We start from the raw sequence: 25,978 nt of genomic DNA on the forward strand, positions 1-25,978 counted from the left end.
AACAACGCTGTGGCGTTAAGGGCGCAGAGTCAATAGAAAAAAAGCCAGTGGGTTATCCCACTGGCTGGTGAAACACACCATTACTCAGAAATTTTGGTACTTTTTACTGCTATTCTCACTACTACAGCAAGATTTGAAACACTCAATAATATCAATTAAAACAACAAACTATAGGGTATGTTCTGTTCGGGCGATGATGTCGTCTTGCGCATCTGGCGAGAGCGCGGTAAAGAATGCCGAGTAACCCGCAACCCTGACCACCAAATCACGGTAACGATCAGGATGTTGCTTGGCCTCAAGCAAAGTCTCACGCGAAACAATGTTATACTGCACGTGCCAACCCAGATATTCCTCAAAGAAAGTCCGCAGCATCATCATCAACTTTTCACGATCCCGTGGATTATCCAGCGTCGATGGATTCAATTTCTGGTTGAGCAACACCCCCCCTAGAATTGAGGCCGTTGGTAACTTGGACAGTGAGTTAAACACCGCCGTTGGCCCCAAATGGTCAGTGCCTGAAGCAGGGCTTGCTCCCTCCGCCAATGGACTGTGAGCTTTGCGGCCATCCGGGGTTGCCATGGTTGCCGCACCAAATGGCACGTTGGCAGAGATTGATGATGTCCCGGCATAATAAGTGCCACCAATAGGACCACGGCCAAACCGGGTATTGTGATATTGCTTCAGCTCATCAATGTATGTCTGATATGCACGCACTAACAGTTGGTCGACATCATCAACATCATTGCCATATTTCGGCGCTGAATTAATCAAATGCTGGCGTAGCTGCTCGCCATTTAGACCCGCAAAATCATTGGCTAGTGCGGTTGCCAATTGCTGCTGACCAATAAGTTGTTGTTCAAACACCAATTTACGCACTGCGGCCAAGCTGTTCCCCAAATTGGCAATCCCAACTTGTAAACCGGAAACCCAGTCATAGCGCGCGCCCCCCTGTTTGATACTTTTACCACGCTCAATACAGTCATCCACCAGCGCCGAACAGACAATATCGTGAGCATTCTCTTCCAGCACCGTATCCACCACACATTCAATCTCAATGGATTTTCGGGTGTAGTAACGAATCTGCTCGTCCCATTGCGCCATCACTTGCGAAAAATCAGTGAAATTCCCTTTCGACAGCCCCTGTTCCTGCGGCAAGAACACCTGCCCGGAGGTTGCATCACGGCCTTGTTCCAGCGCTGCCAGCATCACTCGGGCAAAGTTAATGAAACTCATGCCAGTACAGCGATAACCCCACTTACCACCGACAGCCGTTTCAATACAGCCAATCGCCGCATAATCGTAGGCATCCTGCGGATCGACACCCAGCTTAATAAACTCCGGGATCACAATTTCGTCATTGTTAAAGGCAGGCATACCAAAACTACAGCGAATAACCTGTACACAAGCATCAAGAAAATCATCACTGATACCGGCATGATAGCGAACACTAAGATTAGGTTGAGTTGATCTTAAACGCCCACAGGACTCCAGTACCGCGTAAGAGAGTGGATTGACGGCATCAATGGCTTTGCCCTGCACCAATTTTTGCCCACCGATGGTGACATTTTGATAAAGCGGACTGCCCGCCGAAGCCTTAGAGTGTGAACCGGAGCGGATTTTGTTCACTTCCAGTAATTTCAACCAGCAGCTATGCAACATTTCAATGGCTTGCTCGCGGCTGAGGGTATTTTCCAGCTCAACATCACGGCGATACCACGGATACAAATACTGATCCAAGCGACCAAATGAAACCGAATGACCATTGGATTCAATTTGCAGAATCAACTGAATGAAATAACACAGTTGCAACGCTTGCCAGAAAGTCTGTGGCGGCTGGTGCGCGATTAACTCACAGTTTGCAGCGATCGTCTGCAACTCTACACGCCGCCATTCACGAGTTTCTTCCTCTGCCATTTGCCGTGCCACGCCGGCATAACGCTCAATATGTTCGCTCAGTGCCGCCAGCGAAATATCAATCGCTTTGAGGAATTGCTCTTTATGTAGATCACTCCAGTCTGTCAATTGCAGGCGGGAGCGACGGCTGGCAACTTTAGTGCGTAAACCCCCTAGCCCTTTTTCCAACAACAGTGGGAAGTTAACCGCTAAATGTGCATCACCGGAGGTCATATTGCCTTCCGCTTTGATGATACCGGTAGCCAGTAAGGCTTTTTGTTCGTCAGTGAACATGCCATAGCAGCGATCTTGCACAGTTTGGCCGCGCCACCACGGGCACAGCTTGTGCAGCACTGCTTTATCTTCTTCGCTGACCGAGAAACCTGCACCGGGGCGGTCGGCTAATTCGTCAATCTCATTTTCTATCCAACTGACGGTATATTCTGGGAAAATCGGCGCGGCACGTAATTGGCTAGCCTGATTACCGATAATCAGCTCATCATTCTTAATCCAGACCGTGCGTTGCTGTAAATGGTGTGCCAGCGCCAGTGCGCGTCTAACGGGCAGTGGCTTATCCTGATGCTGTTGATAAACCTCGGTATAATGCTGCGCCCGTTCAGTACAGACCGGCGGTTTTACAATATGAATCAGCGCGTTTTTATGCTGTTTTGTCCGTTCGCTTAAGGTTACCAAATCGAGAGTGGTCATTGCGTCATCCTCTTAAAATTGCGGTCAGGCCCTTATCACGGGCATAACTTTCCGCGAAGGCCAGCAGGTCAGGAGAGTCTAAAGGCGTGCTTGCTGCCAGATAGGCTTCACCTAGCAGTGAGTATTTGTTGATGCCCAGTGTGTGATAAGGCAAAAAATGAATCTCTTTCACGCCAATTTCATCCGCGGCAAAATCAACAATCCCTTGCACTGAGCGGTTGTCCGCATTGAAATCGGGGATAAGCGGCACCCGTACAGTGATATGGGTGCCTGCGGCAGCTAGTTTGCGAAAGTTATCCATCACTCGCCTGGCTGAACCGCCAGTCCACTGCTGGAAACGGGTTTCATCGGTATGCTTTAAATCTGCCAGCATTAAATCCAGCCACGGCAGAGAGGGGGCAATATAACGCCACGGTGTATGCAGACAAGACTCAACCGCAGTATGAATACCAAGCTGATGACAGCGCTGTAATAATTCAGCGGCCACTTCTGGTTGCATAAAAGGCTCACCACCTGACAATGTTACGCCGCCCCCACTGCGCCGATAAAACGGCAGGTCGCGCAGTAATGTCTCCATCGTGGCATCAATATCAATCGGACTACCGCACTGTGTCAGAGCGCCACTCGGGCAACACTTCGCCAGCGCCTGAACATCCTCTTCTATCAATAACTGGCGATGAATCACAATGTGATCGTCAATACGTTGAATCGCTTGCGGGCAGGTTTGATGACATAAATCACAACCGGATAAGCAAAGACGAGGGTCAAAGAGCACTTCTGGTTTGCGTGAGCGGCTTTCTGGATTTTGACACCAGCGACAGCTTAGTGAGCAACCTTTGAGGAAAACCACGCTACGAATTCCTGGGCCGTCATGAGTGGAATAACGTTGTAAGTTAAAAATCATCTTATTCCTCCCTTTCGCTGTGACTGCGCTGGCATCGTCGTGGCTATTCACTTTCATTGGTCACCAGTATCTGCGTAATATAGGGAAAGAAAAATTGATGAAATTTGCTGCGGAGTTCCTCTTTTATGTCAGCCTCACGTTTGCAACAGCAGTTTATTCGACTCTGGCAACGTTTTAACGGTCAGCCGACAGAAACCACCTTACAAGAGCTGGCAGAAGTGCTCTGCTGCTCGCGCCGCCATGTGCGTTCTTTACTGGGCAGTATGCAACAAGAGGGTTGGTTGAGTTGGCAAGCAGAAGCGGGCCGAGGTAAGCGCTCACAACTAACCTTCCTCTATTCTGGATTAGCACTGCAACAGCAGCGAGCTGAAGAGCTACTGGAACAAGACCATATTGATCAGTTAGTGCAGTTGGTCGGGGATAAAAAAGCAGTGCGCCAAATGCTGTTATCCCAACTAGGGCGTAGCTTCCGGCAAGGTAAACATATCCTGCGCGTGCTCTATTATCGCCCGCTACAAAACTTGCTACCCGGCACCGCACTGCGCCGTTCAGAAACTCATATGGTGCGGCAGATATTTAATGGCTTGACCCGAATAAATGAGGAAAATGGGGAACTGGAGCCGGACTTATCTCACCACTGGCAGGCGATTAGCCCCTTGCATTGGCGCTTTTATTTGCGCCCCGCCATTCATTTTCATCATGGCCGTGAGCTGGATATGAATGATGTGATTAACAGCCTGACCCGATTAATCCCCCAGCCTCTTTTTTCGCATATTACGGCGGTACGCTCACCAACACCCTATGTGATTGATGTGCATCTTAGTACCCCAGATAGCTGGCTACCGTGGTTATTGGGCAGTGCTCACGCCATGATCTTGCCGCAAGAGTGGGAAAATCAATCAGATTTTCGTCGGCATCCCATTGGGACTGGCCCTTACTCCGTGATCCGCAATCACCATAGCCAATTGAAAATTCAGGCATTTGATAACTACTTTGGTTTCAGAGCATTGATTGATGAAGTCAATATCTGGGTATTGCCAGAGCTGTCTGATGAGCTGATTTATACCGGTGTTCAGTTGCAGGCTGATGATACCAGTAAAAATGAGTTGGAAAGTCGGCTGGAAGAAGGCTGTTATTTTTTGCTATTTGACCAGCGTTCACCCCAGACTTGTCATCCAGAAGTCCGCCGTTGGTTATGCGAACTGATAACCCCTGTCGCCCTACTCAGTTTTGCAGATCCCTTTTATCAACGTTACTGGTCACCCGCCTATGGCATGTTACCGCGCTGGCATCACAACCGGCTCACGGCACTGGAGCCGAAACCCGCCGAGCTAACCGAACTGACACTGACCTTTTATAGCGACCATTCAGAATTTGATGCTATCAGCCAGACGCTCGTCCAACTGCTAGCGGCTCATGGTGTTACCTTAAACATACAGGTGCTAGATTACACTCAGTGGTATCAAGGCGATGCACAGAGTGATATCTGGCTTGGCAGCGCAAATTTCTATCTGCCGCTGGAGTTTTCCCTGTTTGCAACTTTGTATGAACTGCCGCTGTTGCAATATTGCCTAGGCGATGAACTGGATCAAGATGTTGAATCTTGGCGCAATAATACGTTACCCATGGCCGATTGGAGCCAACGACTGGTTAGCCAAAATCAATTCCATCCGCTGTTCCATCACTGGCTAGAATTATATGGACAGCACAGTATGCGAGGGGTGCGCATGAATACCCTCGGCTGGTTTGATTTCAAATCAGCCTGGTTCACGCCACCAGAGGGATAAAGCCACTTTCACCCGCCCAGATTAATCTCTACAATAGCGCCGTCTCAACGGGGTGCAAGAATATCGCTAGCCAGGTTTAACCTAGTGTCGCAAGTGTTAAAAACACAGCGAGTCGGGTTCATACGGTGGCGGACAGCACACAGAAACCGGAGCGTACACATGACCTTGTAAATCATGGCTACGTGAGGATTTCGAGTACTGCCCAATACTGTATCAACCACGGTGCAGCATGTTTTTGCTGAGAGCAAACCCGTCGAACCTGATCCGGTTAACACCGGCGGAGGGATTTGAGAAAGATAACGCCTGTACCTCATGGATACTGATGTTAACTACCGCCTCAGATACCTTTGCCACCTTTAATTGTTAAGGAGTGCAAAGTGTTTAAACGCATTATTCCCTGTTTGTTCTTGCTGTCTGCGGCCGCGGTGGCTGCCGATAAACCGACATTGACGGTTTACACCTATGACTCCTTTGCTGCTGACTGGGGGCCGGGGCCTGCCATTAAAAAAGCCTTTGAAGCGCAGTGTGATTGCCAGCTTAAATTTGTGGCGCTGGAAGATGGCGTTTCACTGCTGAACCGCCTGCGGATGGAAGGAAAAAACAGTCAGGCCGATATCATTTTAGGTTTGGATAACAATCTGGTGCAGGCGGCAGAGCAAACCGGGCTATTCGCCCCAAGTCAAGTGGATACCCGCCACTTAACCTTGCCACAAGCATGGCAGAATAAAACTTTCGTTCCCTTCGATTATGGCTATTTCGCCTTTGTGTATAACAAAGACAAATTGAAAAACCCACCGAAAAGCTTGCAAGAATTAGTCGATAGCAAAGCGCCGTGGAAAGTGATTTATCAAGACCCGCGCACCAGTACTCCGGGCCTTGGCTTAATGTTGTGGATGCAAAAAGTATATGGCGATAAGGCCCCACAAGCATGGCAACAATTGGCGAAGAAAACCGTCACCGTCACTAAAGGCTGGAGTGAAGCTTATGGCTTGTTCCTGAAAGGTGAAGGGGATTTAGTCCTGAGCTACACCACGTCTCCGGCTTATCATCTGATTGAAGAGAAGAAAAGCAACTATGCCGCGGCAGATTTTAGTGAAGGTCACTATTTGCAAGTTGAAGTCGCAGGTCAAGTGGCCTCCAGCAAACAGCCGGAACTGGCACAGCGTTTTATGCAATTTATTGTCACCCCCGCTTTCCAAGAAAATATTCCGACCGGCAACTGGATGTACCCGGTGATCAAAATGACTCTACCGGCCGGATTTGAAACCCTAACTGTGCCGCAAAAAGCATTGCAATTTGATGCTAAAGAGGTGGCAGACAACCGCAGCAAATGGATTCAGGCATGGCAATCCGCCGTCAGTCGCTGATCTCCGCTTGGTTGTGGCCGGGGCTGCTGGCGGCAGGGCTGATAGTCGGTGTCGCGCTACTGGCGTTCACGGCTATCTGGCGTCATGCCCCTGCGGCGGATTGGCACAGCATCTGGCAAGACAGTTATCTGTGGCATGTCATTCGTTTTACTTTCTGGCAGGCGTTTCTCTCCGCACTGCTGTCGGTGATCCCTGCAATTTTTCTGGCTCGCGCCTTGTACCGCCGCCGCTTCCCCGGCCGCCAGTTGATGCTACGTTTATGCGCAATGACCCTGGTGCTTCCGGTGTTAGTTGCCCTCTTTGGCATCCTGACGGTTTATGGTCGCCAAGGTTGGCTTGCGGGGTTATTGGGCTGGTTGGGCGTGGATTACCGTTTCTCACCTTATGGCTTACAGGGGATTTTACTGGCGCATATCTTCTTTAATATGCCGCTGGCAACTCGCCTGCTATTGCAGTCATTGGAGAGCATTGCGGTGGAACAACGTCAATTAGCCGCACAACTGGGTATGAACGGCTGGCAGCATTTCCAGCTAGTCGAGTGGCCCTATCTGCGCCGCCAAATTTTACCCACTGGTGCATTGATTTTTATGCTCTGCTTTGCCAGTTTCGCTACTGTGCTATCGCTAGGAGGCGGGCCGCAAGCAACCACTATCGAGTTAGCCATTTATCAAGCCCTGAGTTATGACTACGACCTAAGCCGTGCGGCCTTGCTAGCACTGATTCAATTGGGCTGTTGTCTTGGGTTGGTGGTGTTAAGCCAACGACTCAGTTCGGTGTTGGCCGTGGGCAATACCCATGGGCAAATTTGGCGTAATCCGCAAGACTGTACTTGGTCACGCATCACTGACACGCTGTTAATTGGCGCCGCATTATTCTTGATGGTGCCACCACTGCTGGCAGTCATCATTGATGGTAGTAATAAAACGATATTGACTGTGTTGCAGCAACCTGCACTATGGCAAGCGTTCTCTACCTCACTGATCATCGCCATAGGTGCCGGATTATTGTGTGTTACCTTGACCATGATGTTGTTGTGGAGCAGCCGGGAGCTAAAGCTGCGCCAACGTGCCGCTTACGGGCAAGCATTAGAAGTCAGCGGCATGGTCATTCTTGCGATGCCCGGTATTGTGCTGGCGACGGGCTTTTTCTTATTGCTCAATGACACGTTTGGTTTGCCGCAATCCCCCTATGCACTGGTGATTCTGACTAATGCGCTGATGGCGGTACCCTATGCATTGAAAGTGCTGGATAACCCCATGCGTGACCTTGCTGAACGCTATACGCCACTGTGCCTATCACTGGATATTCATGGCTGGCACCGTTTGCGCTACATTGAGTTGAGTGCGCTGAAACGCCCACTAGCTCAGGCTTTGGCCTTTGCCAGTGTCCTCTCCATCGGCGATTTTGGTGTGGTAGCCCTGTTTGGTAATGAGCACTTTCGCACCTTGCCATTTTATCTTTATCAGCAGATAGGCTCTTATCGCAGCAATGATGGGGCCGTCACCGCCCTGCTACTGCTGTTACTCTGCTTCTTGCTGTTTACTCTCATTGAACGACTGCCGAGCCGCCATGCTAAAGCTTGAGAAAATCACCTATGTGTACGACCACTTACCGATGCGCTTTGATTTGTGCGTTCAACCCGGTGAACGGGTGGCTATCCTTGGCCCCAGTGGGGCGGGTAAAAGTACCTTATTGAGCTTGATTGCGGGTTTTTTGGCACCGGCCAGTGGTCGAATGCTGCTGAATAATCAAGACCATACTCAAACAGCGCCCGCGCAAAGACCGGTATCTATGCTGTTTCAGGAAAATAACCTGTTTTCGCATTTAACCGTCGAACAAAATATTGGGTTGGGTTTGCATCCAGGGCTGAAACTCAATCATGAGCAAAAGTTGCTGTTACGCCAAATTGCTCAACAAGTGGGGTTGGAAGAGTGCCTCAGTAGACTACCGGCACAGCTTTCCGGTGGTCAGCGTCAGCGGGCGGCTCTCGCTCGTTGTTTGGTTCGTAGTCAACCTATTTTGTTGCTGGATGAGCCGTTTTCTGCACTGGATCCAGCGCTACGTAATGAGATGCTGCAATTGGTTGAACACGTTTGTGGCAACCGCCAACTCACACTGCTGATGGTGTCACACAATTTGGACGATGCAGCGCGCATCGCCGAACGTACATTATTGGTCGTCGATGGCCGAATTTACTACGACGGCCCGACACAGGCATTAGTGAGCGGCAACGCCCCAGAAGCCAGCGTGCTGGGGATTGCCAAACATCAGTAGCTGTTGAATATATTGCAATAATTCAATACCCAAAGTTATAGACTGTCGTAGGCAGGCAGCAAGCAATTCCCCCCTGATGAGCCTTTTCAAATAAGATCAACTGCAAGTCAGTGATTCGGGCAAGTGAGCGCAGCTAACCCCTACGGCATCAAAGACGAAGGATATTTATCCAGCCAGAACCTTCCACAAAAGATGCCGATACACCGGCATAATTGGCTGCATATGTAGCCACACAAAACTGGCAATAGCCGCAATAATGGCTAATACAGTCACCCAGCGCAAACGGGCCAGAGGCAGCCATTGACTCAGGCGGTCTGGACTACGTTTACCAAAGCGCCACCAGCGCCATGACAACCATAATGCCAGCCAGATCAACACCACAACCACGAATAATAGCCATTTGAACATATAGCTATTGGCACTTGGTGGAATATCGATCGCCACCCCAGCCAATATGCCGGGGAAAAGATAAATAGGCGGCCATGTCAGGCAACCAATAATATTTGGCAATGCGAATTTCACCGGAGGGAGATTTAGCATCCCCGCCACCATAGGAACAATAGGCCGCGCTGGGCCAATAAAGCGCCCCAGCAATACCGTCGCCATGCTGTGATTGTGTAACGCATGCTCGGTTTTATTCAGCATGGATTTATGTTTTTTCAGAAAAGACCAGCGATGCAGCGGCTCTTTGAAGCGACGGCCAATAAAATAAGAGATCCAATCGCCCATCAGGCAGCCAACAGTGGCAGCAACCCAAGCCGAATAAAATCCGACTTCACCACTACCAATCAATGCTCCTACACTGGTCATCATCACCGTACCGGGCAATAACATGCCCACCAGTGCTAAAGATTCAAGAAATGTAACTAACATGACGACAAATAGCGTGAAAGCCAGAGATTGTGTCAGTAAATGTAATAAATAGGCTTCCATAAATTTGTCCGTTTGTTAACAACGTAAGGGATTGTCCAGCCCACCGGTAAAGGAGTCAATCATCAATTCATTCCCTTCATCCATCGAGTAGAGGGATGTTAGCTGTGGCTCCAACAACTTTAGCGACGCACGAGTTAAAGGAAAAAAGCATTAAAATAGACAATCACTGTATAAATAACCATAATAAAGATCTAAAACCTTCAGGCGTTATTGTTGCAGTCAGTTTGAATGCGGACTGCGTGCAGAGACCGTAGCGTACATAAGTACGTGAGGATTTCGAGCACAACCCAAGCCCAAAATGACAAATAAATAGCCTGTACATAGTCTAATCGTTTTTCTTATTAAGGTAGTTTTGTGGGTCAAACCCGACAGGGCTTCCTGCTAACTCGCCACTGGCGCGACACGCAGGCCGGCACCGAAGTTGAATTCTGGTTAGCGACCGATGAGGGGCCACAGCGGGTTAGATTACCGCCGCAGCCCTCGGTGGCCTTTATCCCGGCGGAACAACGGCAGCGGGCTGAAACGGTGCTGCACAATGAACGCAACTGGCAGTTGCGCCCTCTTGAGCTAACCGACTTCCACCAACGTCCAGTTCTGGGGCTGTATTGCAATCAACATCGCCAGCTTATTCGCTTAGAAAAATTGCTCAGAGAGAGTGGCGTGAATGTCTATGAAGGTGATATTCGCCCACCAGAACGCTTTCTGATGGAGCGTTTTATTACCGCACCAGTCTGGTTTAGCGGGGACGAAAATGGCAACGGCCCGCTACTCAATACGCAAATGAAACCCGCCGAAGATTACCGCCCAACATTGAAACTGCTGTCGCTGGATATCGAAACCAGTGAACATGGTGAGTTGTACTGTATTGGTCTGGAAGGCTGCGGCCAGCGTCAGGTCTACATGCTAGGCCCCCCCAATGGTCATCCGAAGGATGAAGCTGCACTGGACTTCAAACTCGAATATGTCGCCAGCCGGCCGCTACTGCTAGAAAAATTAAATCAGTGGCTAGAAGTGCATGATCCTGATGCCATTATCGGCTGGAACTTGGTGCAGTTTGATTTGCGGGTATTACAAAAACACGCTGATCGCTATCAGATCCCACTGCGTTTTGGCCGTGGTGGCAACTTACTGGAGTGGCGCGAGCACGGTTTTAAACAGGGCCATTTTTTTGCCTCCGCTGCGGGTCGGCTGATTATTGATGGTATTGAAGCGCTAAAATCCGCCACTTGGAATTTCCCGTCATTTAGTCTGGAATCCGTCTCACAGACCTTACTTGGCGAGGGAAAAGCCAGCGATAGCCCTTATCAGCGGATGGACGAAATTAACCAACGCTTTGCCAATGATAAACCGGCACTGGCCCGCTATAACCTAAAAGACTGCGAGCTAGTGACACGGATTTTTGCCAAAACCGAGTTACTCAGCTTCTTGCTTGAGCGCTCGACAGTCACCGGGTTGGCAGCCGATCGCAGTGGTGGGTCAGTGGCGGCATTTACCCACCTTTATCTGCCACGGATGCACCGTATTGGTTATGTAGCCCCGAATTTGGGCGAGTTACCGGAAGAGCATAGCCCCGGCGGTTTTGTGATGGATTCCCAACCCGGTCTGTATGATTCGGTGTTGGTATTGGACTATAAAAGCCTATATCCATCCATTATTCGCACCTTTTTGATTGATCCCGTAGGGTTGGTTGAGGGGATGTCCCAACCGGATCACCAGCATTCAGTACCGGGTTTTCGCGGAGCGTGGTTCTCCCGCGAGAAACATTGTTTGCCCGCCATCGTAAACCAAATTTGGCAGGGGCGAGAAGCGGCCAAACGGCAACAAAACAAGCCGTTATCACAAGCATTAAAGATCATCATGAATGCCTTTTATGGGGTGTTAGGTTCTAGCGGCTGCCGTTTTTTCGATCCCAGACTGGCCTCATCAATCACCTTGCGTGGCCACGATATCATGCGCCAAACCCGTGAGTTAATTGAGGCACAGGGTTATCAAGTTATTTATGGCGATACAGACTCAACGTTTGTTTGGCTGAAAAGCGCCCATAGCGAGGAGCAAGCATCTCGTATTGGGAAAGCGCTGGTGCAGCATGTCAATCAGTGGTGGCAACTGCATATTCGGCAAACTTATGATTTACCCTGCTCACTGGAACTGGAATTTGAAACTCATTATCGGCGTTTTTTAATGCCCACCATTCGCGGTGCAGAGCAGGGCAGCAAAAAGCGCTATGCAGGGCTGATTTCGACCCCAACAGGGGATCAGATGGTGTACAAAGGGCTGGAGACGGTTCGCACCGACTGGACGCCACTGGCCCAGCAATTTCAACGCGAGTTGTATCTGCGCATTTTCCAACAACAACCTTATCAGGACTACGTGCGGGATTACGTGGCGCGCACCCTGAATGGTGAGTTAGATGAGCAACTTATTTACCGCAAGCGTCTACGCCGGCGATTGAATGACTATCAGCGCAATGTTCCGCCACATGCCAGAGCCGCACGTTTAGCTGACGAGTACAACCGCAAGCTAGGCCGGCCGCTGCAATATCAAAATGGCGGCTGGATAAGCTATGTTATGACCACCGCAGGCCCCGAACCCTTAGAAACCCGGCAATCGCCCATTGATTACGATCACTACCTCACTCGCCAGTTGCAACCGGTAGCAGACGCTATACTTCCTTTCATGCATGATGACTTTACAACACTGATAACTGGTCAAATGGGGTTATTTTAATCGTCATTGGGCTGTTTTAGAGGTGACGAAGCGCTCGCCTTCCATTACCATAGCGCCCTTGCCAAAATTCGCATCAACCACATTGACAAAACCAACTCAGAATCTGTCTGTCATAAGTGACTTTTTCAGACAGACTCGTAAGCCACGCCACCTGCGTGGACGGTAAACTATTGCCAGTAACTTTAGTATTGTTCTTTATAAGTAGCTATTTACCAAAAACTTTTCTATCAATAACTGTCCAACAAAAAAATCGAGCCGATAATTTATGCCTTTTACACTTGGTCAACGCTGGATCAGCGACACAGAAAGCGAACTTGGATTGGGTACTGTCGTTGCCATTGACGTACGCATGGTCACCTTACTGTTTCCCGCAACCGGTGAAAACCGCCTTTACGCCAGAAATGACTCCCCCATCACTCGAGTCATGTTCAATCCGGGTGATATCATCACCAACCACGAGGGCTGGCAGCTAAAAGTGGAAGAAGTGACTCAAGAAAATGGGCTGATTACTTATATCGGGACCCGTTTGGATACTGAGGAAACCGGCGTTTCAATGCGTGAAGTGTTGCTCGATAGCAAACTGACTTTTAGCAAACCGCAGGACAGACTTTTTGCCGGCCAAATCGATCGTATGGATCGTTTTGCCCTGCGTTTTCGCGCCCGCAAGTATCAAAGTGAGCAATTCCGTCTGCCATGGAGTGGGCTGCGTGGTATTCGTGCCAGTCTAATCCCACATCAATTACATATCGCTTATGAAGTGGGTCAACGCCATGCCCCACGTGTATTGCTAGCCGATGAAGTCGGCTTGGGTAAAACCATCGAGGCGGGGATGATAATCCACCAGCAACTGCTGGCTGGCCGAGCTGAACGTGTATTGATTGTGGTGCCGGAAAGTCTACAGCACCAATGGTTGGTCGAAATGTTGCGCCGCTTTAATCTGCGCTTCTCCTTATTTGATGACAGTCGTTATTCCGAAGCCTTACTCGACAGCACCAATCCGTTCGAAACCGAACAGATGGTGATTTGCTCGCTGGATTTTGTGCGGCGTAATAAGCAGCGTTTGGAACAATTGGCAGATGCATCCTGGGATCTGCTGGTGGTGGATGAGGCACACCATCTAGCTTGGAGCGAAGAGGCCCCAAGCCGTGAATATCAAGTTATAGAACAATTGGCCGAGCATATTCCCGGCGTATTGTTACTGACTGCAACGCCAGAACAATTAGGTCAGCAGAGCCACTTTGCTCGCCTACGTTTACTGGATCCCGATCGCTTCCATGATTATGAAGAGTTCATCAATGAGCAGCAGAAATACCGCCCGATTGCTGATGCCGTCACCCTACTGCTCGGTGGTGAGCGTTTAACGGATGATAAGCTGAACTTGCTCGGCGAGCTGATTAATGAACAAGATATTGAGCCACTGCTAAAAGCCGCAAACAGCCAAAGTGAAGACAGTGAAGCAGCGCGCCAAGAGCTGGTCACTATGCTGATGGACAGACATGGCACCAGCCGTATTTTGTTCCGTAACACCCGTAATGGTGTGAAAGGCTTCCCGCACCGCGTTTTGCATCAAATTAAGTTACCGTTACCGACGCAGTATCAAACTGCGATTAAAGTGTCCGGTATTATGGGTGCAAAGAAAACGCTGGAAGCTCGCGCCAAAGATATGCTTTATCCTGAGCAGATCTATCAAGAATTTGAGGGAGAGAACGCCACTTGGTGGAACTTCGACCCTCGCGTTGAATGGCTGCTGAACTATCTGATAGCCAATCGCGGTGAGAAAGTGCTGGTCATCTGCGCGCAAGCCGCCACCGCGTTACAACTTGAGCAAGTGCTACGTGAGCGCGAAGCTATTCGTGCTGCTGTATTCCATGAAGGTTTATCTCTGATTGAGCGTGACCGTGCCGCAGCCTATTTCGCCTCTGAAGAAGATGGCGCTCAGGTGCTGTTGTGTTCAGAAATTGGTTCTGAAGGGCGTAACTTCCAGTTTGCTTGCCAATTGGTGATGTTCGATCTGCCATTCAACCCGGACTTGCTGGAACAACGTATTGGTCGTCTGGACAGGATCGGCCAAAACCGTGAAATTCAGATAATGGTGCCTTACTTGGAAAATACAGCGCAGGCCATATTAGTGCGCTGGTATCACGAAGGTTTGGACGCTTTCGAGCACACCTGTCCGACAGGCCGAACCATCTATGATAGTGGTTACCAAGAACTCATTGGCTATCTGGCAACACCGAATGAACAGGAAGGGTTGAATGAATTTATCCACACCTGCCGCCAGCAGCACGAAGGTCTGAAGCTTCAGTTGGAACAGGGCCGTGACCGCCTGCTGGAGATGCATTCAAATGGCGGTGAGCACGGACAAGAGTTGGCACAAATCATTGCCGACCAAGATAATGATGTTAATTTGGTCAGCTTTGCCCTCAACTTGTTCGATATTGTGGGCATCAATCAGGAAGACCGTAGTGACAACCTGATTGTGCTAACCCCTTCTGACCATATGCTGGTGCCAGACTTCCCGGGCTTACCACAAGATGGCTGCACCGTGACATTCGATCGCGAACAAGCTTTATCGCGGGAAGATGCTCAGTTTGTCAGTTGGGAACACCCTATCATCCGTAATGGTCTGGATCTGATCTTGTCCGGGGATACGGGGAGCTGTGCAGTTTCTTTGTTGAAAAACAAAGCATTGCCTGTTGGCACCTTATTAGCAGAGTTAGTGTATGTCGTTGAAGCCCAAGCGCCGAAACACCTGCAATTGACTCGCTTCTTGCCACCGACCCCCGTGCGGATGCTCATGGATCGTAATGGGACCAATCTGGCCACACAGGTTGAATTTGAAAGTTTCAACCGTCAACTTAATGCGGTAAATCGCCATACCTCCAGCAAATTGGTCAATGCGGTTCAGCAAGAAGTCCATACCATGTTGCAGCAAGCTGAGGCTCTGGTTGAGGAGCAAGCGCGGGTGCTAATTGACGCAGCCAAACATGAAGCCGATGATAAGCTGAGTGCTGAACTGGCGCGTTTGGAGGCCCTGAAAGCGGTTAACCCAAATATTCGTGATGACGAAATAGAAACATTGGAACATAACCGCAAAATGGTGCTGGAAAACTTGAATCAGGCGGGTTGGCGTTTAGATGCTATCCGTCTGGTTGTGGTCACACATCAGTAATTTTCTAGCATCAGCAAGAGCCGAGAGCCGAAATCATTCGGCTCTTTTATCCACGTTGATAAACGCAGTTAGCTCCAATAGCCTAGTCTTAGTCCACTAAGTGGCTGGGGTGAGTGAAGGCAGCCAACACCGCTGCGACGTGAAAGATGAAGAAAACAATAAGACCCGAGAGATTTCGCGTTGCAGCAAGGCGGCAATTGAACGAATCCTCAGGAGCTTAGTCCACTAAGTGACTGGGGTGAGTGAAGGCAGCCAACACCGCTGCGACGTGAAAGATGCAGAAAACAATAAGACCCGAGAGATTTCGCGTTGCAGCAAGGCGGCAATTGAACGAATCCTCAGGAGCTTAGTCCACTAAGTGACTGGGGTGAGTGAAGGCAGCCAACACCGCTGCGACGTGAAAGATGAAGGGTATTGGAAACTATAATGGAACCTTACAACCCCCCCCGCGACCCATGGCTGCATATCCTCTATCAGGATGAGCACATCATGGTCGTCAATAAGCCGAGTGGGCTGCTTTCTGTACCAGGCCGTGCGCCCGAAAACAAAGACAGTGTCATGACGCGCATTCAGGCTGATTTTCCTGCCGCAGAATCGGTTCATCGGTTGGATATGGCCACCAGTGGCGTGATTGTGGTGGCGCTCACTAAAGTTGCCGAGCGCGAGCTTAAACGCCAATTTCGTGAGCGTGAGCCAAAAAAATCCTATATTGCACGGGTATGGGGCCATTTGGCTCAGGATGAAGGTTTGATTGATCTGCCATTAATTTGTGATTGGCCTAATCGGCCAAAGCAGAAAGTGTGTTATGAAACCGGCAAATCTTCGCAAACGGAGTATTTGGTACTGTCACGCGATGCTGACGGTAGTACGCGAGTCAAGTTATCCCCGATAACTGGCCGTTCACACCAATTGCGGGTTCATATGTTGGCGATAGGTCACCCCATTCTTGGCGACGGATTCTATGCACATCCTGAAGCTAAGGCGATGGCACCCCGCTTGCAGTTACATGCGCAGGAATTATGCATTACTCACCCAGAATTTGGCACAAAAATGCATTTTAAATGTGAAGCAAACTTTTAATATTTATTCATTAGAATGAGACTGAATAACTTGCTTACCTGTTAAATAAGGATACAGCCTCATTATTTTTCGAAAAAATATAAGACTAAATATAATATTTTGATGTTATAAATAACAATAACAATAACAATAACAATAACAATAACAATAACAATAACAATATAAAAAATAATATCCCATTAATTTCATAGAAATGAAGGGGTGTTATTATGTCTGTAGCAGAAAGTTGCGTAGAAAATAGTGTTAAACTAAAACCTATTAAAGGAGAAAAAATAAGAAGTCGGACTCATCGATTTGACAAAGGTAATATGGAGGCATTATCTGGATATTCGGTCAGTATGGGAACTGACTCGCAAGACTGGCATCATAAGATAAGCACGACATTCGCAGAAATAAAAAAAGAGATAAGAAAAGCAATTAAATCGAAAAACATTTCCATTCGGAAAAAAGAAGGATCGCATAAGAATGATAAAGAGATCACTTTTTATTTGTCCAAAAAGAAAGGAAATTATCGAAGTGAAATATCAGCACCGGGCGAGATAAAAATAAAATCAGAGTCATCCTATTCATTTGATTTTAAAGCAATCTCACTACCTAAAGATCTGATTGTGTTTCAAGTCAGAGAACTGAACGGTAGCATGAACACTCTAGGGGGAGACCGCCCATCTTTCTCACTGCATATAAATCACGAAGGTGTGTTAATTGCGACAGTAAACACTGTCGACCAAAACTCTATAGCGACAAAGCCTAATGGTAAGACTTATCGCAACGAAAACTTTTCGCTAAATAAACTTGAGCTGGGGAAATATTACAATATAAAAATTGATATAATCATGCATCGAGATAACCCGTCGATTAAAATTTGGGTTGATGATGAACCAATATTCCAACGAGATACCCCTTTTGGCGCCTTCGATTCAAAGACATTTTATAGTAAGTATGGTGCTTACGCTGCCCAACAGAAAAATAAAGAGGGAATCAATGACTCTGAAGTCAGCTTTGATAATATCAAAGAAACACATTATCAATATATGGCTGCAATAACAGAAGAAAATACTGGCTGTCTGGTATCCTTAACTGAAAACAATCTATTACCTGATGCTATTGCCGTCTTCAATAAAGATGAGCACGCTCTGGAGCAACTAAGTTTTGGGAACCCACCAGTGACACCAGAAATAACCGTAGTGACACCAGCATTAACACTTTAAAACGACTTTCAGCATTTAAATTAAAGAGCGAAAGAGGCCAAATGCCAGACATCTTTCGCTCTATTTTATTTAAACCCTTTTTCGCGCTTGATCAAATCATACGCAGCTTGAATCTCTTGGGCTTTTTGTTTCGCCATCTCCATCATTTCAGGCGGTAAACCTTTTGCCACCAACTTATCTGGATGATGCTCACTCATTAACTTACGATAAGCGCGTTTAATGCTCACGCTATCGTCAGAACTGCTTACTCCCAATACTTTGCAGGCGTCCTCCAGCGTTGGACCATTTGGCGCTTGCTGGTAGCCTCCTTGAGAGTATCCTCCTTGGTGCCCCTGCCAGCCGCCATGACCACCAAACTGACGCCCCCCTTCAATCATGCTCAGGAATTGATCAAACTGACCGCGTGAAATTCCCAATTCTTCAGCAATGACATACAACACCTGCCGCTCGTTAGGATGTAAAGAGCCATCAGCAAATGCGGCCTGTAACTGAATTTCCAGAAACATCCGAATCAGATCAAAGCGCCCAAAACAGACGCCGCGTAATTCCTGCAACCTTTCACGCAACGGAAATCCACTCTCTTTTCCTTCGCGGAAGGCTTGCTGCGCGGCAGTTCGGGCCTCGCCATGCAATTGCATTCTATCCATCAATTGGCTGGCAAGCTGAATATCAACTTCCGTCACCCGTCCCTTCGCCTTGGTTAAGTGCCCCATGACCTGAAAAGTAGTGCGGAAAAAAATTAATTGTCGTGTTTGTTGATCGGCAAAAAAGCCGCGACGCTTAGTGCTACGCGCCCTGTCGACCATATGGCCAACAAGCAACCCCAATATCGCACCCCAGACTCCACCGGACAGAAAGCCCAATACCAGACCGAGCAGTTTTCCCCAATACCGCATATACTCCTCAATTCATCATGCCGTCAGTCAAAATTTGCATTATCATACTCGGCATTCAGCTCTGTGCCTAACAGCGAGACGTGTAAGCGGCCGGATTTAACACTAGCGCAACTGTGATGAGTAATATAGTCTCAGACCGTTTGCCGGCATGATGCCCCCCGATGACGGAACACCAAAACCGCGTATGAAAAAAAGATTCCCAACACTGCTGGCCACATTGATATGGACGGCACTATATAGCCAGCACTCACTGGCCGACCTTGCTGAGCAATGTATGCTTGGCGTTCCTACCTATGATCAACCACTGGTGACAGGCGATCCAAATCAGCTACCGGTGCGTATTAATGCAGATAAAACCGAGGCTAATTATCCGGATAACGCGCTGTTCACTGGCAATGTTATCGTTCAGCAAGGTAATCGCACGCTGACTGCTGATCAGGTTGAACTGACCCAAGTCCAGAAACCGGATGACGCTATCCCGGTTCGTACCGTTACAGCAACTGGCGACGTTAATTACGACGATCCACAAATCAAGCTGAAAGGCCCAGCGGCCTGGTCAAATCTGAATACCAAAGACACTGATATGGATAAAGGCAACTATCAGATGGTCGGCCGTCAGGGGCGTGGTGATGCAGATTTAATGAAGTTACGCGGTCAGAACCGCTACACCATTCTGGAAAACGGGACTTTTACCTCCTGCTTACCGGGTGATAATAGCTGGAGTGTGGTGGGTACTGAAGTCATCCATGACCGTGAAGAACAAGTGGCAGAAATCTGGAATGCCCGGTTTAAAATTGGCAAAGTACCGGTGTTCTACAGCCCATACATGCAATTACCGGTCGGTGATAAACGCCGCTCGGGCTTCTTAATCCCTAATGCGAAATATACCAGTAATAATGGCTTTGAGTTCATGCTGCCGTATTACTGGAACATTGCACCAAACTTTGATGCCACCATTACGCCTCACTATATGGAACGGCGTGGTATGCAGTGGCAAAATGAGTTCCGCTACTTGCTGGCCCCTGGTTCAGGGACCATGGCACTGGATTGGTTACCAAGTGACCGCCTATATAAAGGGGCCGACGGCACAGAACAAGATCCAACCCGCTGGTTGTACTACTGGGGCCATTCCGGTGTGATGGATAAAGTTTGGCGCTTTAACGTCAACTACACTCGAGTCAGTGATCCAAACTATTTTACTGATTTAACATCACAATACGGTTCAACCACTGACGGCTATGCCACGCAAATATTCAGCGTTGGTTATGCTAACCAGAACTGGGATGCCACTTTAGCGTCCAAACAGTTCCAAGTGTTTACTAATGCGGGCAACAGCAATGCTTACCGCGCCCAGCCACAGCTGGATATGAACTACTATAAGAATGATATTGGTCCGTTTGATATGCATGTCTATGGTCAGGCGGCTAAATTTACCAGTGTCAACCCAAATAATCCGGAAGCCAGTCGTTTCCATATTGAACCCTCTGTCAATCTGCCTCTATCCAATGGATGGGGCAGTCTGAACACAGAAGCGAAGTTACTGGCAACACATTATCAGCAAGATATTCCGCAAGGTTTTGCCCGCTACTATTCCAATGCCAATGGTGGTGAGACTGCACCTAACTTAAAAGACTCAGTTGACCGAGTCATGCCGCAGTTTAAAGTAGATGGTAAAGTCGTATTTGATCGGCCAATGGATTGGGCGACAGGCTTCACCCAAACATTGGAGCCGCGTGCACAGTATCTCTATGTTCCATACCGGAATCAGGATGATATTTATATTTACGACACCACGTTGATGCAATCAGACTACTCTGGCCTGTTCCGCGACCGTACTTACAGTGGCTTGGACCGTATCGCTTCAGCCAATCAGGTGTCTACCGGTTTAACTTCTCGCATATATGATGATGCACTGGTTGAACGTTTTAACGTTTCAGTAGGTCAAATCTATTACTTTAGCCGTTCGCGCACCGGTATTAGTGAAACCATCGACAACAGTAATGATACTGGCAGCTTGGTTTGGGCTGGTGACACATTCTGGCGCATTAACGATCAACTGGGCCTGAAAGGTGGCGCGCAGTATGATACACGGCTGGGGAGTTTGACCCTGGGTAATGCAGTGATGGAGTATAGAAAAGACTCAGAGCGTATGGTTCAATTGAACTATCGCTATGCGAGTCCGGAATATATTCAAGCCGCAGTATCTAACGTGAAAAGTCCTGGTTATCAGCAGGGCATTTCTCAGGTAGGGGCTACCGCCAGTTGGCCGATTGCCGATCGTTGGGCATTAGTCGGGGCCTATTACTACGATACCAAAGCCAATCAGCCAGCAAGCCAATTGGTTGGCGTACAATACAACACCTGTTGTTGGGCTATTAATTTGGGCTATGAGCGTAAGATTACTGGTTGGAATTCACAAAACGAAACCAGCAAATATGACAACAGAGTTAGCTTTAACATCGAATTACGTGGTCTGAGCAGCGACCATAGCTTGGGTACTGCACAAATGCTTGGTTCAGGTATCCTGCCTTATCAAAGTGCATTCTGATACTGTGTAACACACTGAATACAGTGAATTTTAACCCGCAATAGCGGATTACATAAATGGAAAAGGTATGAAGAACTGGAGAACGCTTATTCTCGGATTGGTTGTCTGTGCCAATACCGCGTTCGCAGCACCACAAGAAATGAATAAAGTTGCCGCTGTGGTTGATAACGGCGTCGTTCTACAAAGTGATGTCGACGGTCTGTTACAGTCAGTGAAGCTGAATGCGCAGCAGTCTGGCCAACAGATTCCAGATGATGGGACGCTACGTCACCAAGTTCTTGAACGCCTGATCATGGATAATATCCTATTGCAGATGGCTAAAAAGATGGGGATTACCGTCAGTGATGAAGCACTAGATAAAGCCATTGCTGATATCGCCGCGCAAAACCGCATGACACCGGATCAAATGCGTAGCCGTCTGGCTGCTGATGGCCTGAATTACAACACTTACCGTGAGCAGATTCGTAAAGAAATGCTAACGTCAGAAGTGCGTAATAACGAAGTTCGTCGCCGAATTACCATTCTGCCGCAAGAAGTGGAATCTCTGGCCAAACAAATTGGTAACCAAACCAGTGGTGATGCCGAGCTGAACCTCAGCCATATTCTGATCCCGCTGCCAGAAAATCCATCTCAGCAGCAAGTTGACCAAGCGGAAGACTTGGCTAAAAAATTAGTATCAGACATTAAAGGCGGCGCTGATTTTGGTAAATTAGCAATTGCAAACTCTGCTGACTCTCAGGCGCTGAAAGGCGGCCAAATGGGTTGGGGAAAATTACAGGAATTGCCTTCTTTGTTTGCTGAAAGGCTGCAATCCGCCAACAAAGGTGATGTTGTTGGCCCAATCCGCTCAGGCGTTGGCTTCCATATTCTGAAAGTTAATGATATTCGTGGTGCCGATAAAACAGTGTCAGTGACTGAAGTTCACGCACGTCATATCTTGCTGAAACCGTCACCAGTACTCACAGACGATCAAGCACGCGCCAAATTAGCTGCTGCTGCCGCAGATATCAAAAGCGGGAAAGCTAACTTTGCCACGATAGCCAAAGAGATTTCTCAGGATCCAGGTTCTGCCATGCAAGGTGGTGATCTTGGTTGGGCATCTCCGGACATTTATGACCCGGCGTTCCGTGATGCCGTCATGAAGCTGCAAAAAGGCGAAATCAGCGCACCGGTTCATTCTTCTTTCGGTTGGCACTTGATTCAGGTTGTCGATACCCGTCAGGTAGATAAAACCGATGCAGCGCAGAAAGATCGGGCGTACCGTATGCTCTTTAGCCGCAAGTTTGCTGAAGAAGCTCAAACTTGGATGCAAGAGCAGCGTGCTGCTGCTTATGTAAAAATTCTTGATGGTAGTAATGCACAACCACAATAATCGTATCGTGATTACCCCCGGCGAGCCTGCCGGGGTTGGGCCGGATTTAGTCGTCGCTCTGGCTCAACAAGATTGGCCTGTTGAGTTGGTGGTGTGCGCGGATCCGGCCTTGCTACTTGCGCGTGCCCATCAGCTTAACCTACCCTTGCAATTACGTGAGTATCAGCAAGATAAGCCTGCATTGGCGCAGCAAGCTGGAACCCTCACTATTTTACCTGTGAAAACAGCCACTGAGGTGACCCCTGGTAAGCTTGATGTCAATAACAGCGACTATGTTGTTGAAACACTTGCCAAAGCCTGTGATGGTGCCATCAGTGGCGAATTTGCCGCATTGGTTACCGGCCCGGTACAAAAGAGTATCATCAATGATGCCGGTATCCCCTTCATCGGGCATACTGAGTTTTTTGCTGATCGCAGCCACTGCCCACGGGTAGTGATGATGCTAGCAACTGAAGAATTGCGTGTTGCTCTAGCCACAACTCACTTACCGTTGTTAGCCGTGCCCGGAGCCATAACTCAGGCCAGCCTGCATGAAGTGATCACCATTCTTGATAATGATCTGAAGACCAAGTTTGGTCTTCGCCAACCACAGATTTATGTGTGTGGACTAAACCCTCATGCAGGTGAAGGTGGTCATATGGGCCATGAAGAGATCGATACCATTATTCCTGCATTAGATGCATTGCGTCAGCAAGGGATAAAACTTATTGGCCCTCTACCCGCAGACACACTATTTCAGCCGAAATATCTGCAACATGCAGATGCCGTGCTTGCGATGTATCATGATCAAGGGCTACCAGTACTGAAATATCAAGGTTTTGGTCGGGCAGTCAATATTACCCTCGGGTTGCCTTTTATCCGCACATCTGTGGACCACGGTACCGCTTTAGAACTCGCCGCAACCGGTTCTGCCGATGTTGGCAGTTTCATTACGGCATTAAACTTAGCCATTAAAATGATAAATAACAGCAATGAATAATAGAGTCCACCAAGGGCACTTTGCCCGCAAACGCTTTGGACAAAACTTTTTAAATGATCAGTTTGTCATCGACAGCATTGTATCCGCAATCCACCCTGTTCCAGGTGAAGCGGTTGTTGAGATTGGCCCCGGTTTAGGTGCATTGACCGAGCCAGTAGCGGCACGTATGGATCATATGACCGTCATTGAGTTGGACCGTGATCTGGCCGCTCGTTTGGCTAGCCATCCTCAACTAAAAGACAAGCTAACCATTCATCAAGAAGATGCGATGAAAATCAACTTTTCTGAATTGGCCAAGCTTGCAGGACAACCATTGCGGGTGTTTGGTAACTTGCCATACAACATCTCGACCCCGCTGATGTTCCATCTTTTCAGCTATACTGATGCTATACGTGATATGCATTTCATGTTGCAAAAAGAGGTAGTTAACCGCTTGGTAGCTGGGCCGAACAGTAAGGCTTATGGTCGTTTGACCGTCATGGCGCAATACTACTGCAACGTCATTCCCGTGCTGGAAGTGCCACCGACGGCATTTACTCCAGCCCCGAAAGTTGATTCAGCAGTCGTGCGTCTGATTCCTCACGTACAAATGCCGAACCCTGTGGGTGATGTACGTATGCTTAGCCGTATTACTACGCAAGCTTTTAATCAGCGTAGAAAAACAGTGCGCAACAGTTTGGGTGACCTATTCACTCCAGAGCAATTAATCGAATTAGGCATTGACCCAATACTGCGGGCAGAGAATATTTCGGTAGCGCAATACTGTAAGTTAGCTAACTGGCTTTCAGCGCAATCAACACCGCAAGAATAAGCAGGAGCACATTATGATTGAACAGCCCCGCGTTTGTGTACAAGTGCAAAGTATCTATGTGGAAACTCAGTCGATACCCGACGAAGAGCGCTTCGTCTTTGCCTATACCGTGACGATTCGTAATTTGGGCCGTTCAAATGTGCAACTCATTGGTCGCTATTGGTTAATTACTAATAGTAATGGCCGGCAAACTGAAGTACAGGGCGAAGGGGTCATCGGTGAACAACCGCTGATCCTGCCTGGTAATGAGTTCCAATATACCAGTGGCGCTGTTTTAGAAACGCCACTGGGTACCATGGAAGGGCATTATGAAATGGTTGATCACCTTGGTCAGGCTTTCCGTACTGCGATTCCGGTCTTCCGCTTAGCGATCCCAGCACTGATCCACTAACCCTGACCTCAATTATGTCTACTTATCTTATTGGCGATGTTCATGGCTGCCTGGATGAGTTGCTTGCGCTGTTAGCGCAGGTCAATTTCGATCCGCGGCAAGATACTTTGTGGCTAACCGGTGACTTAGTTGCCCGTGGTCCAGCTTCGCTGGATGTTTTGCGCTACGTTCGCTCATTAGGGCCTGCCGTACGTATGGTTCTGGGTAACCATGACCTACATTTACTGGCGGTTTATGCGGGCATAAGCCGTAATAAACCTAAAGACCGTATCACTCCACTGCTGGAAGCACCCGATGCTGACGAGCTGATTAATTGGCTACGCCGCCAGCCCGTTTTGCAAGTTGATGATGAGCTAAAGCTAATCATGGCCCATGCGGGAATAACCCCTCAGTGGGATATCGAAACCGCGCAGATGTGTGCCCGCGAAGTTGAGGCAGTCCTAAGCAGTGACAGTTACCCACTCTTCCTTGATGCAATGTACGGTGATATGCCGAACAACTGGTCACCAGAACTGACGGGGCTGGCGCGTTTACGCTTTAGTACCAACGCATTGACCCGCATGCGCTTTTGTTTCCCTAACGGCCAACTGGATATGATCTGTAAAGACACACCAGAAAATGCCCCAGCCCCACTTAAGCCTTGGTTTGAGCTACCTCGCTTAGTCAGCCCTGAGTATTCAATTATTTTTGGTCACTGGGCATCACTGGAAGGCAAAGGTGTGCCTGATGGTATTTATGGGCTGGATACGGGTTGCTGTTGGGGAGGTAATTTAACCTTACTTCGTTGGGAAGATAAACGTTATTTCACTCAGCATGCATTCAATGTTGCAGCTGAAATAGCCCCTGTCGACGGGTTAGCCGATATATCGGAAGATCCTCCTAATTACTTATAATCATTCCAATTAAAGGCGCCCATTTTTCGGCGCCT

At 48.5% G+C, this 25,978-nt stretch carries 18 protein-coding genes and 1 riboswitch; of the genes, 14 read left to right on the top strand and 4 right to left on the bottom strand.

Annotated features, from left to right (window positions below; all coding sequences use genetic code 11):
- Nucleotides 1-168: 168 nt before the first annotated feature.
- Both HUZ92_RS06090 and HUZ92_RS06095 read right to left on the bottom strand, forming a co-directional pair.
- Nucleotides 169-2,601 carry a formate C-acetyltransferase/glycerol dehydratase family glycyl radical enzyme gene (locus HUZ92_RS06090; RefSeq protein ID WP_145579651.1) on the bottom strand — a complete coding sequence of 811 codons (2,433 nt, stop codon included), beginning with the start codon at nucleotides 2,599-2,601 and terminating at the stop codon, nucleotides 169-171.
- Nucleotides 2,602-2,605: 4 nt separating this feature from the next.
- Nucleotides 2,606-3,505, bottom strand: a complete 900-nt coding sequence (locus tag HUZ92_RS06095; RefSeq protein WP_050295886.1) for a glycyl-radical enzyme activating protein — start codon at nucleotides 3,503-3,505, stop codon at nucleotides 2,606-2,608.
- A 125-nt stretch (nucleotides 3,506-3,630) separates the two neighbouring features.
- Between HUZ92_RS06095 and sgrR the strand changes: the two genes are divergently transcribed.
- From sgrR to thiQ, 4 genes are all read left to right on the top strand, one after another.
- A complete protein-coding gene (sgrR, locus tag HUZ92_RS06100; RefSeq protein ID WP_050101777.1) occupies nucleotides 3,631-5,292 on the top strand; it encodes an HTH-type transcriptional regulator SgrR in 1,662 nt (553 codons plus the stop codon).
- 208 nt (nucleotides 5,293-5,500) lie between these two features.
- Nucleotides 5,501-5,595, top strand: a riboswitch (TPP riboswitch).
- Nucleotides 5,596-5,669: 74 nt separating this feature from the next.
- On the top strand, nucleotides 5,670-6,659 hold the full coding sequence (thiB, locus tag HUZ92_RS06105; RefSeq protein WP_145579650.1) for a thiamine ABC transporter substrate binding subunit: 990 nt from the start codon (nucleotides 5,670-5,672) through the stop codon (nucleotides 6,657-6,659).
- Nucleotides 6,635-8,242 carry a thiamine/thiamine pyrophosphate ABC transporter permease ThiP gene (gene thiP / locus HUZ92_RS06110; RefSeq protein ID WP_050295888.1) on the top strand — a complete coding sequence of 536 codons (1,608 nt, stop codon included), beginning with the start codon at nucleotides 6,635-6,637 and terminating at the stop codon, nucleotides 8,240-8,242. The genes thiB and thiP overlap by 25 nt, the downstream gene beginning before the upstream one ends.
- A complete protein-coding gene (gene thiQ / locus HUZ92_RS06115) occupies nucleotides 8,229-8,933 on the top strand; it encodes a thiamine ABC transporter ATP-binding protein ThiQ (RefSeq protein ID WP_050140867.1) in 705 nt (234 codons plus the stop codon). Before thiP ends, thiQ begins: the two co-directional genes overlap by 14 nt.
- Nucleotides 8,934-9,098: 165 nt before the next feature.
- On the opposite strand, the gene HUZ92_RS06120 is transcribed toward thiQ, so the two are convergent.
- Entirely contained in the window at nucleotides 9,099-9,866 is a 768-nt protein-coding gene (locus HUZ92_RS06120) for a DedA family protein (protein ID WP_050101770.1), read from the bottom strand.
- Nucleotides 9,867-10,220: 354 nt separating this feature from the next.
- On the opposite strand from HUZ92_RS06120, the gene HUZ92_RS06125 reads away from it, so the two are divergent.
- From HUZ92_RS06125 to HUZ92_RS06140, 4 genes are all read left to right on the top strand, one after another.
- Entirely contained in the window at nucleotides 10,221-12,593 is a 2,373-nt protein-coding gene (locus HUZ92_RS06125) for a DNA polymerase II (protein ID WP_145579649.1), read from the top strand.
- 265 nt (nucleotides 12,594-12,858) lie between these two features.
- On the top strand, nucleotides 12,859-15,765 hold the full coding sequence (rapA, locus tag HUZ92_RS06130; protein WP_145579648.1) for an RNA polymerase-associated protein RapA: 2,907 nt from the start codon (nucleotides 12,859-12,861) through the stop codon (nucleotides 15,763-15,765).
- A gap of 426 nt (nucleotides 15,766-16,191) precedes the next feature.
- On the top strand, nucleotides 16,192-16,845 hold the full coding sequence (rluA, locus tag HUZ92_RS06135; protein ID WP_050101764.1) for a bifunctional tRNA pseudouridine(32) synthase/23S rRNA pseudouridine(746) synthase RluA: 654 nt from the start codon (nucleotides 16,192-16,194) through the stop codon (nucleotides 16,843-16,845).
- 209 nt (nucleotides 16,846-17,054) lie between these two features.
- The gene (locus tag HUZ92_RS06140) at nucleotides 17,055-18,053 is read left to right on the top strand and encodes a heparin lyase I family protein (protein WP_145579647.1); all 999 of its coding nucleotides are present in this window, start codon (nucleotides 17,055-17,057) and stop codon (nucleotides 18,051-18,053) included.
- 65 nt (nucleotides 18,054-18,118) lie between these two features.
- Here HUZ92_RS06140 and djlA read toward each other — a convergent pair whose 3' ends face one another.
- Nucleotides 18,119-18,949, bottom strand: coding sequence for a co-chaperone DjlA (gene djlA, locus HUZ92_RS06145; RefSeq protein WP_050101760.1), 831 nt, complete (start codon nucleotides 18,947-18,949; stop codon nucleotides 18,119-18,121).
- 184 nt (nucleotides 18,950-19,133) lie between these two features.
- Between djlA and lptD the strand changes: the two genes are divergently transcribed.
- The 6 genes from lptD (at nucleotide 19,134) to apaH (ending at nucleotide 25,943) form a co-directional block, all read left to right on the top strand.
- Nucleotides 19,134-21,497: an LPS assembly protein LptD gene (gene lptD / locus HUZ92_RS06150; RefSeq protein ID WP_050101759.1), complete on the top strand. Its 2,364-nt coding sequence runs from the start codon at nucleotides 19,134-19,136 to the stop codon at nucleotides 21,495-21,497.
- 67 nt (nucleotides 21,498-21,564) lie between these two features.
- Complete coding sequence (gene surA, locus HUZ92_RS06155; protein WP_050101758.1) at nucleotides 21,565-22,869, top strand: peptidylprolyl isomerase SurA; 1,305 nt, start codon at nucleotides 21,565-21,567, stop codon at nucleotides 22,867-22,869.
- A complete protein-coding gene (gene pdxA / locus HUZ92_RS06160) occupies nucleotides 22,853-23,848 on the top strand; it encodes a 4-hydroxythreonine-4-phosphate dehydrogenase PdxA (protein ID WP_050101757.1) in 996 nt (331 codons plus the stop codon). Before surA ends, pdxA begins: the two co-directional genes overlap by 17 nt.
- Nucleotides 23,841-24,659: a 16S rRNA (adenine(1518)-N(6)/adenine(1519)-N(6))-dimethyltransferase RsmA gene (rsmA, locus tag HUZ92_RS06165; RefSeq protein WP_050101756.1), complete on the top strand. Its 819-nt coding sequence runs from the start codon at nucleotides 23,841-23,843 to the stop codon at nucleotides 24,657-24,659. Before pdxA ends, rsmA begins: the two co-directional genes overlap by 8 nt.
- Before the next feature lie 13 nt (nucleotides 24,660-24,672).
- Nucleotides 24,673-25,050 (top strand): Co2+/Mg2+ efflux protein ApaG, encoded by a 378-nt coding sequence (gene apaG, locus HUZ92_RS06170; protein WP_005193008.1) that lies wholly within the window; start codon nucleotides 24,673-24,675, stop codon nucleotides 25,048-25,050.
- Nucleotides 25,051-25,064: 14 nt separating this feature from the next.
- Nucleotides 25,065-25,943, top strand: coding sequence for a bis(5'-nucleosyl)-tetraphosphatase (symmetrical) ApaH (gene apaH / locus HUZ92_RS06175; protein ID WP_050101755.1), 879 nt, complete (start codon nucleotides 25,065-25,067; stop codon nucleotides 25,941-25,943).
- The last annotated feature ends 35 nt before the right edge of the window (nucleotides 25,944-25,978 follow it).

Origin of the sequence: Yersinia vastinensis (genome assembly GCF_902726565.1) — a bacterium.
In the GTDB taxonomy this organism is placed as follows: Bacteria; Pseudomonadota; Gammaproteobacteria; order Enterobacterales; family Enterobacteriaceae; genus Yersinia; species Yersinia vastinensis.

What these genes read in the sequence shown, in the direction of transcription:
- rsmA (WP_050101756.1), top strand. Translation starts at nt 23,841, where the DNA reads ATGAATAATAGAGTCCACCAAGGGCACTTTGCCCGCAAACGCTTTGGA.
- lptD (WP_050101759.1), top strand. Translation starts at nt 19,134, where the DNA reads ATGAAAAAAAGATTCCCAACACTGCTGGCCACATTGATATGGACGGCA.
- HUZ92_RS06090 (WP_145579651.1), bottom strand. Translation starts at nt 2,601, where the DNA reads ATGACCACTCTCGATTTGGTAACCTTAAGCGAACGGACAAAACAGCAT.
- HUZ92_RS06095 (WP_050295886.1), bottom strand. Translation starts at nt 3,505, where the DNA reads ATGATTTTTAACTTACAACGTTATTCCACTCATGACGGCCCAGGAATT.
- sgrR (WP_050101777.1), top strand. Translation starts at nt 3,631, where the DNA reads ATGTCAGCCTCACGTTTGCAACAGCAGTTTATTCGACTCTGGCAACGT.
- pdxA (WP_050101757.1), top strand. Translation starts at nt 22,853, where the DNA reads ATGCACAACCACAATAATCGTATCGTGATTACCCCCGGCGAGCCTGCC.
- apaG (WP_005193008.1), top strand. Translation starts at nt 24,673, where the DNA reads ATGATTGAACAGCCCCGCGTTTGTGTACAAGTGCAAAGTATCTATGTG.
- rapA (WP_145579648.1), top strand. Translation starts at nt 12,859, where the DNA reads ATGCCTTTTACACTTGGTCAACGCTGGATCAGCGACACAGAAAGCGAA.
- thiQ (WP_050140867.1), top strand. Translation starts at nt 8,229, where the DNA reads ATGCTAAAGCTTGAGAAAATCACCTATGTGTACGACCACTTACCGATG.
- apaH (WP_050101755.1), top strand. Translation starts at nt 25,065, where the DNA reads ATGTCTACTTATCTTATTGGCGATGTTCATGGCTGCCTGGATGAGTTG.
- HUZ92_RS06140 (WP_145579647.1), top strand. Translation starts at nt 17,055, where the DNA reads ATGTCTGTAGCAGAAAGTTGCGTAGAAAATAGTGTTAAACTAAAACCT.
- thiP (WP_050295888.1), top strand. Translation starts at nt 6,635, where the DNA reads ATGGCAATCCGCCGTCAGTCGCTGATCTCCGCTTGGTTGTGGCCGGGG.
- rluA (WP_050101764.1), top strand. Translation starts at nt 16,192, where the DNA reads ATGGAACCTTACAACCCCCCCCGCGACCCATGGCTGCATATCCTCTAT.
- surA (WP_050101758.1), top strand. Translation starts at nt 21,565, where the DNA reads ATGAAGAACTGGAGAACGCTTATTCTCGGATTGGTTGTCTGTGCCAAT.
- djlA (WP_050101760.1), bottom strand. Translation starts at nt 18,949, where the DNA reads ATGCGGTATTGGGGAAAACTGCTCGGTCTGGTATTGGGCTTTCTGTCC.
- HUZ92_RS06120 (WP_050101770.1), bottom strand. Translation starts at nt 9,866, where the DNA reads ATGGAAGCCTATTTATTACATTTACTGACACAATCTCTGGCTTTCACG.